This window comes from Streptomyces sp. NPDC051664 (genome assembly GCF_044453545.1).
GTDB lineage: Bacteria > Actinomycetota > Actinomycetes > Streptomycetales > Streptomycetaceae > Streptomyces.
Genome location: NZ_JBITCU010000002.1, coordinates 201,408 through 217,586, shown reverse-complemented (window position 1 = coordinate 217,586; position 16,179 = coordinate 201,408). Strand labels below are relative to the sequence as shown.

Annotated in this window: 10 protein-coding genes; 4 read left to right on the top strand and 6 right to left on the bottom strand. The window is 70.8% G+C overall.

Going from position 1 to position 16,179, the window contains the following annotated elements:
- Window positions 1–134 precede the first annotated feature (134 nt).
- Window positions 135–1,388, bottom strand: coding sequence for an ROK family protein (locus ACIA8E_RS04240; protein ID WP_399294281.1), 1,254 nt, complete (start codon window positions 1,386–1,388; stop codon window positions 135–137).
- 368 nt (window positions 1,389–1,756) lie between these two features.
- Entirely contained in the window at window positions 1,757–2,584 is an 828-nt protein-coding gene (locus ACIA8E_RS04235) for an ArsR/SmtB family transcription factor (RefSeq protein ID WP_399295050.1), read from the bottom strand.
- Window positions 2,585–2,790: 206 nt separating this feature from the next.
- Here ACIA8E_RS04235 and ACIA8E_RS04230 point away from each other — a divergent pair, with 206 nt between their 5' ends.
- Complete coding sequence (locus ACIA8E_RS04230; RefSeq protein ID WP_399294278.1) at window positions 2,791–5,208, top strand: endonuclease/exonuclease/phosphatase family protein; 2,418 nt, start codon at window positions 2,791–2,793, stop codon at window positions 5,206–5,208.
- 144 nt (window positions 5,209–5,352) lie between these two features.
- Here ACIA8E_RS04230 and ACIA8E_RS04225 read toward each other — a convergent pair whose 3' ends face one another.
- From ACIA8E_RS04225 to ACIA8E_RS04215, 3 genes are all read right to left on the bottom strand, one after another.
- Window positions 5,353–6,270 carry an alpha/beta fold hydrolase gene (locus ACIA8E_RS04225; RefSeq protein ID WP_399294275.1) on the bottom strand — a complete coding sequence of 306 codons (918 nt, stop codon included), beginning with the start codon at window positions 6,268–6,270 and terminating at the stop codon, window positions 5,353–5,355.
- A gap of 21 nt (window positions 6,271–6,291) precedes the next feature.
- A complete protein-coding gene (locus tag ACIA8E_RS04220) occupies window positions 6,292–7,545 on the bottom strand; it encodes a beta-ketoacyl-[acyl-carrier-protein] synthase family protein (RefSeq protein ID WP_399295048.1) in 1,254 nt (417 codons plus the stop codon).
- Window positions 7,546–7,670: 125 nt separating this feature from the next.
- Window positions 7,671–7,904: an acyl carrier protein gene (locus ACIA8E_RS04215; RefSeq protein ID WP_399294272.1), complete on the bottom strand. Its 234-nt coding sequence runs from the start codon at window positions 7,902–7,904 to the stop codon at window positions 7,671–7,673.
- A 356-nt stretch (window positions 7,905–8,260) separates the two neighbouring features.
- On the opposite strand from ACIA8E_RS04215, the gene ACIA8E_RS04210 reads away from it, so the two are divergent.
- The 3 genes from ACIA8E_RS04210 to ACIA8E_RS04200 all read left to right on the top strand — a co-directional run bounded on the left by ACIA8E_RS04210 (window position 8,261) and on the right by ACIA8E_RS04200 (window position 12,128).
- The gene (locus ACIA8E_RS04210) at window positions 8,261–9,949 is read left to right on the top strand and encodes an N-acetylmuramoyl-L-alanine amidase (RefSeq protein ID WP_399294269.1); all 1,689 of its coding nucleotides are present in this window, start codon (window positions 8,261–8,263) and stop codon (window positions 9,947–9,949) included.
- A gap of 234 nt (window positions 9,950–10,183) precedes the next feature.
- Entirely contained in the window at window positions 10,184–10,729 is a 546-nt protein-coding gene (locus tag ACIA8E_RS04205; protein WP_399294266.1) for a hypothetical protein, read from the top strand.
- A gap of 187 nt (window positions 10,730–10,916) precedes the next feature.
- Window positions 10,917–12,128 (top strand): MFS transporter, encoded by a 1,212-nt coding sequence (locus ACIA8E_RS04200; protein ID WP_399294263.1) that lies wholly within the window; start codon window positions 10,917–10,919, stop codon window positions 12,126–12,128.
- 132 nt (window positions 12,129–12,260) lie between these two features.
- On the opposite strand, the gene ACIA8E_RS04195 is transcribed toward ACIA8E_RS04200, so the two are convergent.
- Entirely contained in the window at window positions 12,261–16,013 is a 3,753-nt protein-coding gene (locus ACIA8E_RS04195) for a S8 family peptidase (protein WP_399294260.1), read from the bottom strand.
- Between the last annotated feature and the right edge of the window lie 166 nt (window positions 16,014–16,179).

Below are 16,179 nucleotides of genomic sequence, written 5' to 3'. Positions count from 1 at the left end.
CGGCGGTGGCGCGCCGCTGAGGGCGCGTACCGGGAATTCCGCTGCTGGCTGGTCATGAATCCATCATCTCGTTCGGGCTCGGGCCCGGTCAACAATGCAACTTCCTGAATTAAGTCGGATGCCGTGCCGCTCCGTCAGGACACCGCGGGCAGCGCGGGCCAAGGGCCGAGCGGGTCCATGTACACCGCCCCGAGCGCCACCGCGCCGCCCGCGGTGGCCAGTACGGAGCCGGTGAAGCTGCTCGGCACGACCGCGCGCTCCGGGTCGTCGCAGACCCAGGAGCGTTCCGCGACCTGCTCGCGGAGATCGGCCAGACACTCCGGGATGCGGCCCGCTCCCGGTTCGACCACGACGAGCACCGCGGGGTCGAACATGTCCAGGAGCAGCGCCGCGGCCCGGCCCACCAGCCCGGCCCGGCGCCGGAACAGCGCCACCGCGCGCGCTTCCCCGGCCAGGGCCTGGTCCAGCAGCTCCCTGAACGAGGCCACCAGCAGCCCCTGTTCGGCCGCGCGTCGCACCATGGCCCGCTCCGACACCTCGGACTGGAGACAGCCGGACCGCCCGCACGAACACGGTTCGGCGCCACCGGATCCGCCTGCCCCGAGCGGGAGATGGGCGATGCTGCCCGCTCCGGAGCGCGGCCCCCGGTGCATGGCGCCCTCGGTGGCGAAAGCAGCGTCCACGACAGCGCCGATGAACAGCAACACCATGCTGGCCCGGGTCGACACCTCGCCGAACATCTGCTCGGCCCGCGCCAACGCCCGGGAGTGGCTGTCCACATGGACCGGCAACCCGGTCGCGGCGGAAAGGACGTCCCGAACCGGCACATCGCGCCAGCCGAGCAGCGGATGTTCCACGATCATCCCGGCAACGGGGTCGACCCGGTGCCCGGTGGCGACGCCGAGGGCCAGCACGGTCCGCCCCGCAGCGCGCGCGGACACCAGTCGGGGAAGGCGCTCGGCGAGGCCTGCGAGCAGCCGGTGCGGGTCCGTGGTGCGGTGCGGCTGCCGGTCCTCGGCGACGATCCGGCCCCGCAGATCCATCAGGGACACGGTCGAGTGGGCCACGGCGATGTGCGCCCCGGCCACCAGGTAGCGGCCGGTGTCGATCTCCACGGGGATGTGCGGCCGCCCGAGCCCCCGGGGGCCTGCGGTCTCCGCGGTCTCCCGGACCAGTCCGCGGGCGAGCAGCTGGCCGACGTGACCGGTCACGGAGGCGGGTGAAAGGCCCGTGAGCCGGGCGACGGTGGACCTGGCGACCGGGCCGTGGTCGAGGATCGCGCTCAGCACGGAGCCGGTGCCCGGGACGCGGCGGACGGGGCCGACGGCGGGTATGTCGGAACGGAGCAGGGGGGTGGCTCGGCGGGCGGCCGCGGACAGACTTTTCACAGTGCCTTCCAGGTCCTCGGTGGCAGCGGGTGACGCGGTGCGCGCTCGTCGGGGAAGGAGCGCGTGGCAGACCGCTGCTGCCGTGCGGGGCACGGTGCGCGGGCTCTGCTTCTCCCGTGGAGAGGAACACCCTGCGAAGATCCGGTGGGCTGCACCCGAGGGTTCGCCTGTGGCCGGTTGCGCGGGCGCCGTGCTCTCAGGCCTGGTGACACGCAGCGGAGCACACACGCTTGAGGTCGACATGACCTCGAGTCGTCAGGTGTGCGGATCGCTGCATGGCGGGCAACGTAGCCGGAATGACGTAACCCGGTCAAACCACTGCCCGCATCATGGACAACCGTGCGTGGCGAACTGTGCGTTCAGCAGCCTTACGCGGACGCGTCCCGGCCCTGGTCGGAGACGAACCTGCCGCCCTCCAGCAGGGTCTTGAGCGTCGAAAGGATCATGATCCAGCCGCCGCTGACACCCTCGAGCATCTTGCTGTCAGGACTGTCGAAACCATCGTGCGTAATGGCCAGCTTGACGCCCATCGCGGCCTCCTCGGCGGGCTCGATGTCGAACGTGACCTTCGACCGCTCCTTGACCGCCTCGGCCCACTCCTCGTCCGACATCTGACCGAACATCTCGCGGTGCATGGGCTGCAGGGTGTGCCAGGTGTACGAGAGTCGCTTGCCGGGCTCCGCCTCCAGGACCCGCTGGCCGACCTCCTCGAACTCGCCCTCGGGGTCCATCTTCCAGCGGACCGGGGCGCCGACCTCCCAGGTCGACTCGGGGCCGTAGCCGCCCATGTAGATCTTGATGAACTCGGGGTCGATCAGCGCCTGGTAGAGCTTCTCCGCCGTGGTCTGGATGTACGTGACGTACACGAACTCGGGCCTGTCCATGACCGGACTTCCTTCCAGTGTGCGTTTGAGATGGGACAGGGCGGTCATACGGCCGCGCTCGTAGCGGCCGATCCATCGGTCGGCGACTTCCTGGATGGGCACCGGGTTGAGGTGATGGAGCTTCTCGCGGCCTCTGCGGACGGTGGTGACCAGTAGGGCGGACTCCAGGACCGCCAGATGTTTGCTCACCGCCTGCCGGCTCATGGCGAGCCCCTCACTCAGCTCGCGCAGAGTCTGCCCGCCACGCGCGTTGAGCCGGTCGAGGAGCTGCCGACGGCTCGGATCGGCCAGCGCCTTGAATATTGCGTCCATCGCCGCCGCGGTCGCCATCGTCTCTCCGCTCTCCTGGTCGCCGTCACCACCATAGGCAACCTTTTGGTTGCCTGTCGAGCGACGGGCGGACGGCCTGACACCGGAGCGTCGGAACGATTTCTGTAATTAACCTCTGATGCCTTGTCATGACCGGTTCTACGCGCATAGCTTGTGGCCTCTCATCACACTCTGAGGGGCAGCTGACCGTGCACATATCCAGACCGCGTTCCGTCCTGCTGGCCGGCGCAGTCGCCGTGACCCTCTCGGCGACCGCTCTGCCTGCCGCCTTCGCGGCCCCGTCCTCGACCGCCGTGATCTCCGAGGTGTACGGCGGCGGGGGCAACTCGGGTGCGACGCTCACCCGCGACTTCATCGAGCTGGCCAACGCCGGCTCCGCCGCGTACGACCTGTCCGACTTCAGCCTCCAGTACCTGCCGGGCTCGCCGTCCGCCGGTTCCCTGTGGCAGGTCTCCGCGCTGACCGGATCAGTCGCCCCCGGCGGCCGCTACCTGGTCGCCCAGGCCGCGGGTACCGGCGGCACGGTCGCTCTGCCGACCCCGGACGCCACCGGCACCGTCGCGATGTCCGCCACCAGCGGCACCGTCGCCCTCGTCTCCGGCACCACCCCGCTCACCTGCAAGACCGCGGCCGACTGCGCGGCCGACACCCGCATCGTGGACCTCGTCGGCTACGGCTCCGCGGTCGTACGCGAGGGCAGCGGGCCGGTGACGGGTACCTCCGCCACCGCGTCCGTGGCGCGCGCCGCATCGCTCGCCGACACCGACGACAATGCGGCCGACCTGTCCGCGGGGGCCCCGACACCGTTCAACACGGCCGGTGAGACCTCCGGCGGTGCGGGACCGGGCGACCCGGGCAACCCGACCGAGCCCGGCACCATGCGGGTGCACGACATCCAGGGCACCACCCGCGTCTCGCCGCTGAACGGCCAGTCGGTGACCGGCGTCCCCGGCATCGTCACCGGTGTGCGGACCAGCGGTTCGCGCGGCTTCTGGATCCAGGACGCCACGCCGGACGCGGACCCCCGTACGGGCGAAGGGGTCTTCGTCTTCACCGGCTCCGCCGCACCGGCCGTCGCCGTGGGCGACTCGGTACTGGTCAGCGGCAAGGTGGACGAGTACTACCCGTCGACCACCACCCAGTCGATCACCGAGATCACCGCCCCCAGGGTCACGGTCCTGTCGTCGGGCAACGCGCTGCCCGCACCGGTCGTGCTCGACGCCGCCTCGGTACCGGCCGCATACGTCCCCTCGGCGGACGGCGGATCGATCGACGCGCTGGCCCTCGACCCGGCGACGTACGCCCTCGACCTCTACGAGTCGCTCGAAGGCACCCGCGTCGAGATCGCCGACACCCGGGTCACGGGCGCGACGACGGCGTACCACGAGGTCTGGGTGACCATCAAGCCGAAGGAGAACCCGACCCGGCGCGGCGGCACGCTGTACTCCTCGTACACCGACCAGAACACCGGCCGCATCAAGGTGATGTCGCTCGACACCACCCGCCCGTTCCCCGTCGCGAACGTGGGCGACGTGCTGTCCGGCACCACCACCGGTGTCCTGGACTACGACTCCTTCGGCGGCTACAACCTCCAGGCCACCGAGCTCGGCACGCTCACCGACCACCACCTGCGGCGCGAGGTCACCCGGAAGCAGAAGGGCAAGGAGCTCGCGGTCGCCACGTACAACGTGGAGAACCTGGACGCGCTCGACGAGCAGGGCAAGTTCGACACGCTCGCCGCGGGTGTCGCGGTCAACCTCTCCTCGCCCGACATCGTGTCGCTGGAGGAGATCCAGGACGACAACGGTGCGGTGAACGACGGCACGGTCGGCTCCGACGCGACGCTCAAGCGGTTCACCGACGCGATCGTCGCGGCGGGCGGCCCCCGGTACGCGTGGCGCTACATCGCCCCCGAGAACGGCAAGGACGGTGGTGAGCCCGGCGGCAACATCCGTAACGTCTTCCTCTTCAACCCCGAGCGGGTCGACTTCGTGGACCGCCCGGGCGGCGACGCGACCACTGCGGTGACGGCGGTCAGGACGAAGAAGGGCGTCACCCTGTCGGCCTCGCCCGGCCGGATCGCCCCGACCAGCGACGCCTGGGACGACAGCCGCAAGCCGCTGGTCGGCGAGTTCCGCTTCCACGGGAAGCCGGTGTTCGTCATCGGCAACCACTTCGCCTCCAAGGGCGGCGACCAGCCCCTGCACGGCCGCTACCAGGAGCCGACGCGCAGCTCGGAGACGAAGCGCGTGAAGCAGGCGACGGAGGTCAACACCTTCGTCAAGTCGCTGCTGGCAGCCGACAAGTCGGCGCGGGTCATCACGCTCGGCGATCTCAACGACTTCGCGTTCTCGCCGACGATGGGCGCGCTGACCGGCGGCAAGGCGCTCAAGCCGCTGATCACGACGCTGCCGAGGAACGAGCAGTACAGCTATGTGTACGAGGGCAACTCGCAGACCCTCGACCACATCCTGGTCAGCCCCGGTGTCCGCCGCTTCGACTACGACGTGGTGCACATCAACGCGGAGTTCGCCGACCAGGCGAGCGACCACGACCCGCAGATCGTGCGCGTGGACGTGAACGCTCCGGACCACGGTCACCACTGACCTGACCGGCCCGCCCGGCGGGCATCGGGAGAGGTGCGGGCGTCAGGAGCTGTGCGGCCCCGCACAGCTCTCCGCCGGCTCGGCCGCAGCGTGCGAGGATCCGACGACGCGGCCGAGCCGGGAGCCGCGGAAGCACCGGCCGGTTCAACACTTCGGGGCGAACCCGGAGGCCGTCGCGCCGTGCCCCGCCCGACGCGGGCGCGGCAGTGCGGCGAGTCCCGGGGCGGTTTCGAGGGGGCGGTCGGTGAAGAAGCGGGCCACGAGATCCGCCACGTCGTCGGGGCGTTCGAGGACGACCCAGTGGTCGGACTCCGTGATGGTGAGGAACCGGCTTCCCTCGATGGTGGCGGCGAACTCCCGTTGCTGTGCAGGGGAGCTCACCGTGTCGTGCTCGCCGGCGAAGACCAGAGTGGGCACGCCGGCAAGGCCGCCGGAGAAGTCCGGCGGATCACCCAGCACCCGGCGCAGCGAGTCCGCGGCGTGCGGGGAACGGCACAGGGCGTGCAGGAGCGAGCGGCGTACGTAGCGCAGCGCCAGCTCCCTTCGGTGGACCGTGCGGTCCGGGTCGAGGCACATCAGCCCCTCGGCGGCGAGGGTCGCGGCGCCATCGAGGTCACCGGCCTTCAGCCGGTCCTCGACCCGTCGCCAGTGGGCGCGTTGGCTGTCGTCGATGTGGGACGGCACGCCGCCGAGGATCAGCCGGGCGATGCGGCCCGGGTTGCGCTGAGCGCACTGGAGGGCGATCGAGGTGCCGTAGGAGTACCCGAAGAGATTGACCTTCTCCACACCCAGGTCGTCGATGATCCGGGTGAGGGCGGAGCGCATGATCCCGGCGCTGGGGACGGCCGGGAGGGCGTCGGCCCCGCCCATGCCGGGCAGGTCGGCGGTCACGACATCGGCGGCTGCCCCCACATGGTGGTCCATCTGGGGCCAGCCGAACATTCCCTGGAGTGCGCCGCCGAGGATGACGACCGGTTCGGTGCGTGGTGCGGGCTGCTGCAGGAGCCGGTAGCCGTAGCGCAGTCCGTACACCGACAGCGTCCGGACAGTCTCCTCGGGCATGCGGGGTCTTCCGTTTCTGCGTCAGGCCCTGGTGAGGACGAGTGCGGCGTTGTGGCCGCCGAAGCCGAGCGAGGTCTTGACGGCGACGTCGAACACGCCCGGCCGGGCCTGCTTGCTGACCACGTCGATGGGGATCGCCGGGTCGGGCGCGTCGAGATTGACCGTGGGCGGCACGAGTTGGCACTGGAGCGCGAGCACGGTCAGTGCCGTTTCGATGCCGCCCGCGGCGCCGAGGGTGTGTCCGGTCATCGCCTTGGTCGAGGTGACGAGGGGATGGTCGCCGAGGACCCGGCGGAGCATCGTGCCCTCGATGAGGTCGTTGGCCACCGTCGAGGTGCCGTGGGCGTTGACATGGCCGACGTCCGCGCCGTCGACCCCGGCGTCGGCGAGGGCGGTGCGCAGCGCCCGTTCGATGCCGAGCCCTTCAGGGTCGGGGGCGACCGCGGAGTACGCGTCGCTGGACGCCCCGTATCCGGCGATGCGGGCTCGGACCGTGGCGCCGCGGGCGCGGGCGTGTTCCGGGCGCTCGAGCACCAGAAGGCCGGCGCCCTCGCCGACGACGAAGCCGTCGCGGTGGGTGTCGAACGGGCGGCATGCCGCCTCGGGGTCGTCACGGCGGGTGGAGACGGCCTTCAGCTGGCAGGCGCTGGCGATCAGCAGCCGGGAGCAGACCGATTCGGCGCCGCCCGCGATGACGATGTCGCAGGCGCCGGTGCGCAGCATCTGGTGGGCGGTGCCGATCGCGACGGTGCCGGAGGAGCAGGCGGTGGAGACGGCCTGGCTCGGGCCGCAGGCACCGAGGTCCGTGGCGACGCTGCTGGCGGCGCCGTTGACGACCGTCAGCGGGGCGAGCTTCGGGGAGACGCGGCGCGCACCGCGCCCGGCGAGAGTGGCGTGCTGCTCGTCGTAGAAGGGCAGTCCGCCGTGTGCGGAGCCGATGACTACAGCGACCCGTCCGCTCTCCCAGACCGAGGGGTCGAGCCCGGCGTCGGCGACGGCTTCGCGGGCCGCGATGACGGCGAGCTGCGAGAAGCGGTCCATCAGCCGGTGCGTGGCGACACCGAGGACGGCCTTCGTATCGAGGCCGGTGATCGTGTACATGAAGTCGCAGGGCAGGTCGGTGAGTTCGTGCCGCCGCAGGACGGAGGGCGCGGTGACCGCCTCGGAGACGGTGCGCCAGGTGGCGTCGGCGCCCACGCCGGCGGAGGTGACCAGACCGATTCCGGTGACGGCGGCACTGAACGGCTCCGGACGCTGCGGCGGGATCCGACGCACGGCAACCGGACGGGACACCGGGCTCTCGCCGGCCGGCCGGGCCACCGAGGTCTCACCGACCGGACGGGCCACCCGGCTCCCGGTGACCGGGCGGGCCACCAAGCTCTCGGTGGCCGGGCGCGTTGTCACGCGGCCACCTTGCCGTGGATCGTCTCGACCAGCCGACCATAGGTGTCCCGCGAGGTCAGCTGGACATCGTCCAGATCGACCCCCATCCGGTCCTCGATCAGGAGCCGCAGCTCCTCCAGAGCCAGTGAGTCCAGGCGGAGCTGATGGAGCGGCACCTCGGGCCCGATCGCCAGGGGATCGGTGCCGAAGTTCGACACCAGCAAGGATCTGATCTCTTCTGCTGTGCTCATGAGGGCACTCCTCCGTTGTCGTACACGGTGACGCCTGCCGCGCGAGGTGCACGTGCCATCGGGGGACGCCGGCCGGTTCCGGGGGGACCCTTTATACGCCTTCGCGGTGAAGTGTCCGGTCCGCTGTCCCTCGTGCGGTGGCTGACCGTCCAGGTGTACGAATCCACAGCTCCGGGCGGAAGGGTCCCGACCTGTCGGCCAACCCCATTGGAGTGAAAGGGAGTTCGACACGCCTGAAGATCATTGTCATGCCCTGGACACATGAATACCTTGGCCGGGCTTCGTGGCCCCCGGCCCACCCCACCAGGGTCCGGGGGCCGTTCGTTCTTCTCTCCCCCCACAGAGCAGGAGCAGGTATGCCCAGACGAGCCGCAGCCCACACCGGGCGCCGCGCATCCGTCCTCGCGGCCCTCGCCGTCACCGCACTGAGCGCGACCGGCACACCGGCCGCCGCCGCAACGGCCGCACACCTTCCGGCTACACCCGCCGACGGCCGACACACCATGAACCAGGCGTTCGTGCAGGCGGCCGGAAGGTTCGACGTACCGCGTGATCTGCTCGCCGCCGTCGGCTACGGCGAGACCCATCTCGACGGCCACACCGGGCAACCCAGTCAGGCGAACGGGTACGGCGTGATGCACCTGGCGAGCAACCCCGCGAACCGGTCGCTGGAGAAGGCGGCCGCCATCACCGGCGAGCCGCTGTCCCGGCTGCGGCGGGAGGCCGCGGCCAACATCCTGGGCGGTGCGGCCGTGCTGCGTTCGTACGCGGACCGGCTGGGCCTGGACGGCGACGAACGCGACGACATCGACGCCTGGTACCCGGCCGTCGCGCAGTACAGCGGCACGACCGGCCGCGCCGCCGCCCGCTACGCCGACACCGTCTACGCGTTCCTGGCACACGGGTTCGCTGCCACCGTCCCCGGTGGCGAGCAGATCTCGGTCACCGCACGCCCCGTCGCGCCGGAGAAGGGTGCCCTCTCCGCCACCGCCGGACGCGCCCCGATCACCCCTTACCCGTCGGCACTGTGGGTCCCGGCCGACGCGCACAACTTCACCGTCGGCCGGACGGCAACGATCGACAAGGTGATCATCCATGTCACGCAGGGCTCGTACGCGGGCTCCATCAAGTGGTTCCAGGACCCGACGGCCGAGGTGAGCGCCCATTACGTGGTCCGCTCCTCCGACGGGCAGATCACCCAGACGGTGCGCGACAGCGACACCGCGTACCACGCGAAGCAGGCCAACTCATCGGCGCTCGGCATCGAGCACGAGGGGTACATCGACGACCCGTCCTGGTTCACGGACACGATGTACCGCGCCTCGGCCGCACTGACCAGGTCGCTGTGCGACAAGTACGGGATCCCGAAGGACCGGGCGCACATCATCGGGCACAGCGAGGCGCCGGGCACCGACCACACCGACCCGGGACGGTACTGGGACTGGAACCGCTACATGGGCTTCGTCGAGGGCGACAGCATCAGCGGGAGCAGCACCAGCGGAAGCGGCGGTAGCGGGAGCAGCGCCGGTGGGAGCGAGGGGAGCAGTGCGAGCAGCGGGAGCAGCGGAAGCAGCGGAAGCAGCAGCAACGGGAGCGGCAGCAGCGACGGTCTGGGCTTCGCCTCGTACTCGCCCCTGCAGAGCGGAGCGTCGGGCGCCCAGGTCACGGCGATGCAGCAGTTGCTGAACACACAGGGCTTCGCCGCGGGCGCCGCGGACGGGAGCTTCGGCGCGGCCACGCTGAGTGCGGTGAAGGCGTACCAGACGACCCACGGGCTGCCCGCGGGCGGCATCGTCGGCCCGAAGACCTGGACCGCGCTGCTGTCGGCCGGCTCCACGCCGACGCTGCGGCAGGGCGACTCGGGCGCCGATGTGAAGCGGCTCCAGCGATCGCTGACCGCGGCGCTCGGCACGACCGTGGACACCGTCGGAACCTTCGGTCCCGTCACGGCGACGGCAGTGCGCACCTACCAGACCCGCCAGGGGCTGGCGGTCACCGGGATCGTGAGCAGCAACACCTGGGCGGCGCTGAACGCGGGGCGCTGACCCTGCGTGCCGGAACGCAGCCTCTGAACGGCTTCCATGACGGGACGGTGCGCCGGATGCCGTCCGGGGAGGACACCAGATGGACCGTCAGGTGCCCGACACATCTGTTCTGTCGGGCACCTGGCCTCTGCTCCCGACAGCGGCTGCGGCCCGGCAACCCTCCGTCCGGCGCGCAGGCGCAGAGTCCGCGGCGGCCTGCCCGGACACTCGACCGACCGGCTGTTCCCGACCGGGGTGACCACCCACGTCCTGCTGGTCGCCGCGCTGCGCAACCCCACCGTGCACCTGCGCTACGTCGCGGCCCGCGAGGTTCTCGCCGCGTACGGGCACGACCATCTCCACCCCGAGCTGCCGCAACTCCTGGGCTGCGCGCGGCTGTCCGCCCCCGTCGTACGGCACCATCCGGACGAGCTGGCCGCCACCTTCGACACCACCGCCCGGGTGGCCAGGACGCCGTTCTTCTTCAGCAGCGACATCACCGCGCAAGCACGGCCGATCGCCGTCGACGGGAGCCGGTCGCTCATCGGCCGGGGCGACCACCGTGCGGCGGTCTTCCGGATCGTCGCCACGTTCGCCCGCTGTCACAGCATCCTGGCCGCCGACGCCCCGGAGCTGCACGCCGCGTGCACCCCGGCCTTCCGGGCGGCGGTCGCCGATCTCGGCATCACGTCCACGGACGATCTTCTCCGCCGTGCCCAGGATGTGGGCCGGTTCCTGCCCCGGCTGTGGCGGACCACCGAGAAGATCCTGGACAGGTCGGCGGGCGGACCGACCTCCTGAAGGCACCGGCGGACACCTTCTACGGGGTGTCCGCACCGACCGGTCGCCTGCTACGTTGCACGCATGTTCCTCCCCCGTGCCTAGGACCCCGCACCGACCGCACCCCGCCACACCGGGTGCGGCACTCCGGCGTCCCTGTACACGCACAGCGCGTGACTCCGCGCTGCCTTCCCGAGGAACAGTCCTCATGCTTTCGCCTTCGCACGCTCCCTCGTACGCAACCGTCCTGCGCACCCGTCATGCCTGCCGCACCTTCGGCGCCGCACTGCTGGGACGGCTCTCGTACGGAATGGTCTCCCTCGCCCTGATGCTGGCGGTCAAGGATGCCACCGGCTCGTACTCCGTGGCGGGCGCCGTCATGGCGCTGTTCGGCGCGACCAGTGTCTTTCTCTCGCCCGTCCGTGCCGCGTTGATCGACCGGTACGGGCCACGCCGGGCGCTGCCGCCCATGGGGGCCGCCTATGCACTGCTCCTTTCCGCCCTGGCGTACGCCACCTGGCAGCCCGGCGCCTCGGGGCTCCGGTTGGGGGCGCTGTCCGTCACGGCCGGCGCCTGCACCCCACCGCTCGGGCCCGTGATGCGGACCGTGTGGAGCAGCCTCGTGCCCGACCGCGAACTGCTGCAGCGCGCGTACAGCCTGGACGGGGTGGCCGAGGAGCTGCTGTACGTCACCGGGCCGTTGCTGGTGGGTCTGCTGGTGAGGTTCGCCGAGCCGGCGGCCGGTGTGGCCGTCAGCGCCGCGCTCGTACTCGTCGGCGCGTCGGCGCTGGTGTCGTCCCCGGCGCTGCGCGGTACGGTCGGCCACCCGTCCGGGGCGACGCCCCTGCCGCCTTCCGGACCGTCCGGGAAACGGCTGCTCGGCAACGTCGGGCTGCGTCACGCCGCCGTGGTCTCGGCCGGCGTGGGCCTGTGCCTGGGCGCCCTCGACCTGCTCCTGGTGGCCTTCACCGAAGAGCGTCATCAGGGTGCCTCGGTGTCCTGGGTGCTCGCGGCGCTCTCCGCGGGGAGCGCGGTCGGCGGTCTGGCGTACGGTGCCATCTCGTGGCGCATGTCAAGTCGGGTACGGCTGACGGTACTTGGCACGGCCCTCGGGGTGTCCTCGGTGGCGGCCGGGGTGTCGCCGAACGTGTACTTCCTGGTGGCCGTGGTCGCCGCAGCCGGGCTGTTCGTCGCGCCGGCCATCACCACCGCGTATCTGATCGCGGACGAGTCCGTCGGCGCGGGCAGCCGTACGCAGGCCGGCGCCTGGGTCAACACCGCGCTCAATGCTGGGTCTTCCGGCGGTACGGCCGCGGTCGGTCTGCTGGTGGGCCGGCTGCCGCTCGCGGTGTGTTTCACGCTCGCGGCGGCTCCGGTGCTGCTCTGTACGGCGTTCGCCTTCAGCCGGGACCGACGCTGATGTTCCCGCGTCGCCTACCACCGCTCCATCCACCGCACCGTCCCTCCGGAACGCGAAGAGGCGGCTCCGCTCCCCGGTCGGGAGTGCGGAGCCGCCTCAAGCAGCGTGCTCAGCGGGCCACTTCGGCCGAGGTCACTTCAGACCGAACGCCCGGATGATCTCCTGGTCGATGCCGAGCCCGTTCCCGGCCTCGCTGTGCGCCTTGACCGAGACGAAGCCGCCGGCCTTCTTGGGCGTCTTGAACCGGGCGGTCCAGTTGCCCTCGGAGGTCTTGCGCAGCTCCGTGGCGCTCCAGGTCCTGCCGTCGTCGTAGCTGACCGACAGCGAGGCCTTCCTGGCCTTCACCCCACCGTCCAGCCACTCCTGCGTGCCGGAGGAGAGACCGATCTCGGTCCACCGGCCGGCCTCGACGTCACCGGCGAGGTCGGTGTCGACCTTGTAGTCCAGCTGCAGCAGCGGGAGGTCGGCCTGCCAGGGACCGTTCTGGTCCATCTGGCCGGAGACGAAGCTCCACTCGGTGTGCGTGCGGGTGGAGGTCTTCCACACGTCACCGTCGCGGGTGGAGTCGAGGACGAAGCGGTACGGCAGCTTCTCCGCCGACAGGTCCCCGATGTATCCGGCCCGGCCGGCGACCTTCCGGATCAGCGTGTCGCCCTGGTAGAACGCGGTGGTGGTGGTGTCGTACTCGTCCTCCGGCATGGAGCCCGAGTGGCCCGCGCCCGAGTCCGTCCACGGGGTGAAGTTGAACTGCATGTCGTTGGTGACGGAACGGAACGGACCCCAGTAGCCGGTGCCCAGACGCGGGCGGCTGATCGGCGCGAACCAGTCGGCGGGGTAGGTACGACCCGCCGTGTAGTCCATGTCGCCGCTGCGCATCTCGTGCGCGAATCCGGTCTCCGTGGCGTTGAAGACCGAGTGGTCCTCGTACCAGAAGGAGGCGCCGGGAAGCGGGGTGACCCACTCGTCGCGGGTGCCGGGGAACTTCTCGTACTCCGCGAAGCCGAGGCCCGGCCCGTAGTCCGGAATGTCGTAGCGGTAGCCCCCGCCGAGCGTGGCCTTGTGGCCGTAGAAGGTGTTCTCCACCTTCGCCAGCTCACCGGTCCTCGGGGCGAACGCCAGCGAGCGGTCCGGGACGCTGCCGTTGTGGCGGTCGACCAGGTCGTACATGTACCGGGCGAACCTGCGCTGGGTCATGGAGAGCTTCTCGCCCCGCGTGACCGCCTTGATCAGGGTCTCGCCGGCCAGTTGCTGCACCGAGGCGACCGGGATGGTGGTCGTGGTGCCGTACTCGGTGTACCACTCCATCGCGACGCCGCGTCCGTCGTTGACGACGAAGAGCGCCTTGGCGCCCGCGGCGAGCGCGTTGGCGAGCCGGTCGGCCGCGGCAACCGCGTCGCTGCGGCGGACCACGACAGCCTTGCCCCTGGCGTCCAGACCCTTGTAGTCGGCCGCGGCACCGTTGCCCGCGAACACTGCGGCCAGCTTCTGGCTGCTGTCCTCGGCGACGGGCGAACCGCCCTGCACGGTGACCGGCACATCACGGCCGTCGACCGACAGGTCGATCTGCTTCTCGCCCTGGCGCCAGCGGGTCAGGAAGCTGAAGCTGCCCTGGGTGACCTTCTTCGTGGGGCTTGCCCACAGCTGGTCGTACGCCACCGGGATCTGGTACGCGTCGCGCAGGACCGTACCGTCCGGCGTGGTGCGTGCCATGTCGTAGCGCAGCTGCCGGGTCTCGGTCTCCTTCGGCGTCCGCACACTGATCTTGTGGGCCTTGGACGCGTCCAGGGTGACGGTGGTCGGCTTGTCGAGGACCGTCTCGGGCTCCGCGAGGAAGGCGACGGCCTTCGAGTCCGGGCGGTCACCGTCGACGTCGACGGAGGCCCAGGAGGTGTAGGTGCCCGGGGGCAGCCGAAGCGTGGTGTCGCCGGACACCGGGATGAGGTTGAGATACGGGTCGCTCAGCTCGCCGAGGACGACATAGCCGTCCATCGGCTTGCCCGCGCGGTCGCGGAGTTTGAACGTGACGTCGTAGAGCTCCTGCTCCTTGTTCAGTGCGAAGCCGGTGTGCGCGACTGTCGCGCCGGACGCGTCCTTCGCGACGACCTGGCCGGAGAACGTGGTGCCGGCCGCGACCTTCGACGGGTCGAGCGAGAGGACGGCGTCGGCGGTGGAACCGGCGAGGACGGTCAGCTTCGACGCGGAGAGCGTGTACGCGGCCGAGTCCGTGTCGGTGGCCAGGTCCAGGGTGACGTCCTGCGTACCGGTGTTGCGGTACGTGATCGTCCGCTCGGCGACCGCGTCGGAGGCGCTGTGCGGCCAGTCGTACGAGGCGACGGCGACGGAGCCGGTGGCCTCGACCGTCGTGTCGACCGCCGCCTTGACGTCGAGCCGGCCGGTTCCCTGCTCGTACGGCGTGTAGTCGGGCAGCCGCTTCGACGAGGTCATCAGCGCGTCCTTGATGCGCTGACCGGACCAGTCGGGGTGACGCTGCTTCAGGATCGCCGCGGCGCCGGCGACGTGCGGGGTGGCCATCGACGTACCGGACATCTGCTGGTACATGCCGCTGATGCCCGGGACCGCCTGCGAGGCCGCGGCGTTGATGTCGACACCGGGGGCGGACAGGTCGGGCTTCAGGCCGTACGACCTGGTGAGCGGACCCATGGACGAGAAGTCCGCGCGGGTGTCCTGCTTGTCGACGGCAGCGACGGTCAGCGCCTTCTCGGCCGAACCGGGCGAACCGATGGTGCCCGCGCCGTACGCGTTCCCGGCGGCGATCACGAACAGCGGGCCACCGTCCGCCGAGAGGGCGTCGACCGCCTGCGACATCGGGTCGGTGCCGTCGTCCGGGATGCTGGAGCCGAGGCTCATGGAGACGACGTCGGCGCCTTCGGCCTTCGCCCACTCCATCGCGGCGATGATCCCCGAGTCCTCGCCGGAGCCCCCGTTGCTGAGGACCTTTCCGATGATCAGGTCCGCGCCCGGGGCGACCCCCTTGTTGACACCGTCCGACGCGGCACCGGAGCCCGCGATGGTGGAGGCGACGTGCGTGCCGTGACCGTTCTTGTCGAGGACCTCCTCACCGGGAACGAAGCTCTTGGACTCGAGAATGCGGTCCTTGACGTCCGGATGGGTCGGGTCGATGCCGGTGTCGAGGACGGCGACCTTGGTGCCCTTGCCGTCATATCCCTCGGCCCACGCCTGCGGGGCGTTGACCTGCGGCACGGAGTCCTTGAGCGTGGCCTTCGCGCGGCCGTCGAGCCACAGCTTGGCGATGCCGTCGTCCAGCGAACGGGCGTCGGACGGACGCGCGATGTCGTTCCAGAAGGAACGGGCGGTGTCCTTGTCGGCCTTCAGCGCGGCGCCGTGGATGCTGTCGAGCCGGCGGACCGTCTTGGCACCACTGGGAGTGGCGGGCAGCGAACGGGACCGGCTCGCCGAGTAGGTGGCGATCAGCGGGATGCCACCGGCCCTCTTGTCGTCGTAGCCCATCTTGGCGAGGGCCGTGACATTGAACAGCCGACGGTCCAGCTTCCCGGCTGCCAGCAGGGGGGTCGCCTCGTCGGGCAGGACGTAGACGTCGTCTCCCGCCTGCTGCACATGCACACCACCGACCGCACCGTCGGGCCGGTCCACCGTGACGGTGTCCTGCTTGCCGACGCCGTCCACGTAGTGGACGACGTCGCCCGTGAGCAGGGTGATGTCGTACTGATGGACGGGGGTCCGGGAGTGTCCGGTGGCCTCGGGGGCGGCCTGCGCCGAAGCGACACCTGCCGCGGGAAGCAGAGCGCCACTCACGAGAGCGACGGAGGTCGCTATGAGCAGGGCCCGGCGTCCCGCACGCACGGGTCTCGCCCGGCCGGAAGCGGAGGAGGGTGTGAATGTCATGGGGGTTGATCTACCGGCAAATCCGCACCCGCGTCTGCGTCCATGGCTGGCGGGATGCCGCCGTGGCGGCATCCCGCCCTTTCCGGAGTCCCGGCGGACACCCCCTCAACTGCGCCTCTTTCAGGCCGGTTTCACCCGGCAGGCGAGCGACGGCTCATGCTCACTC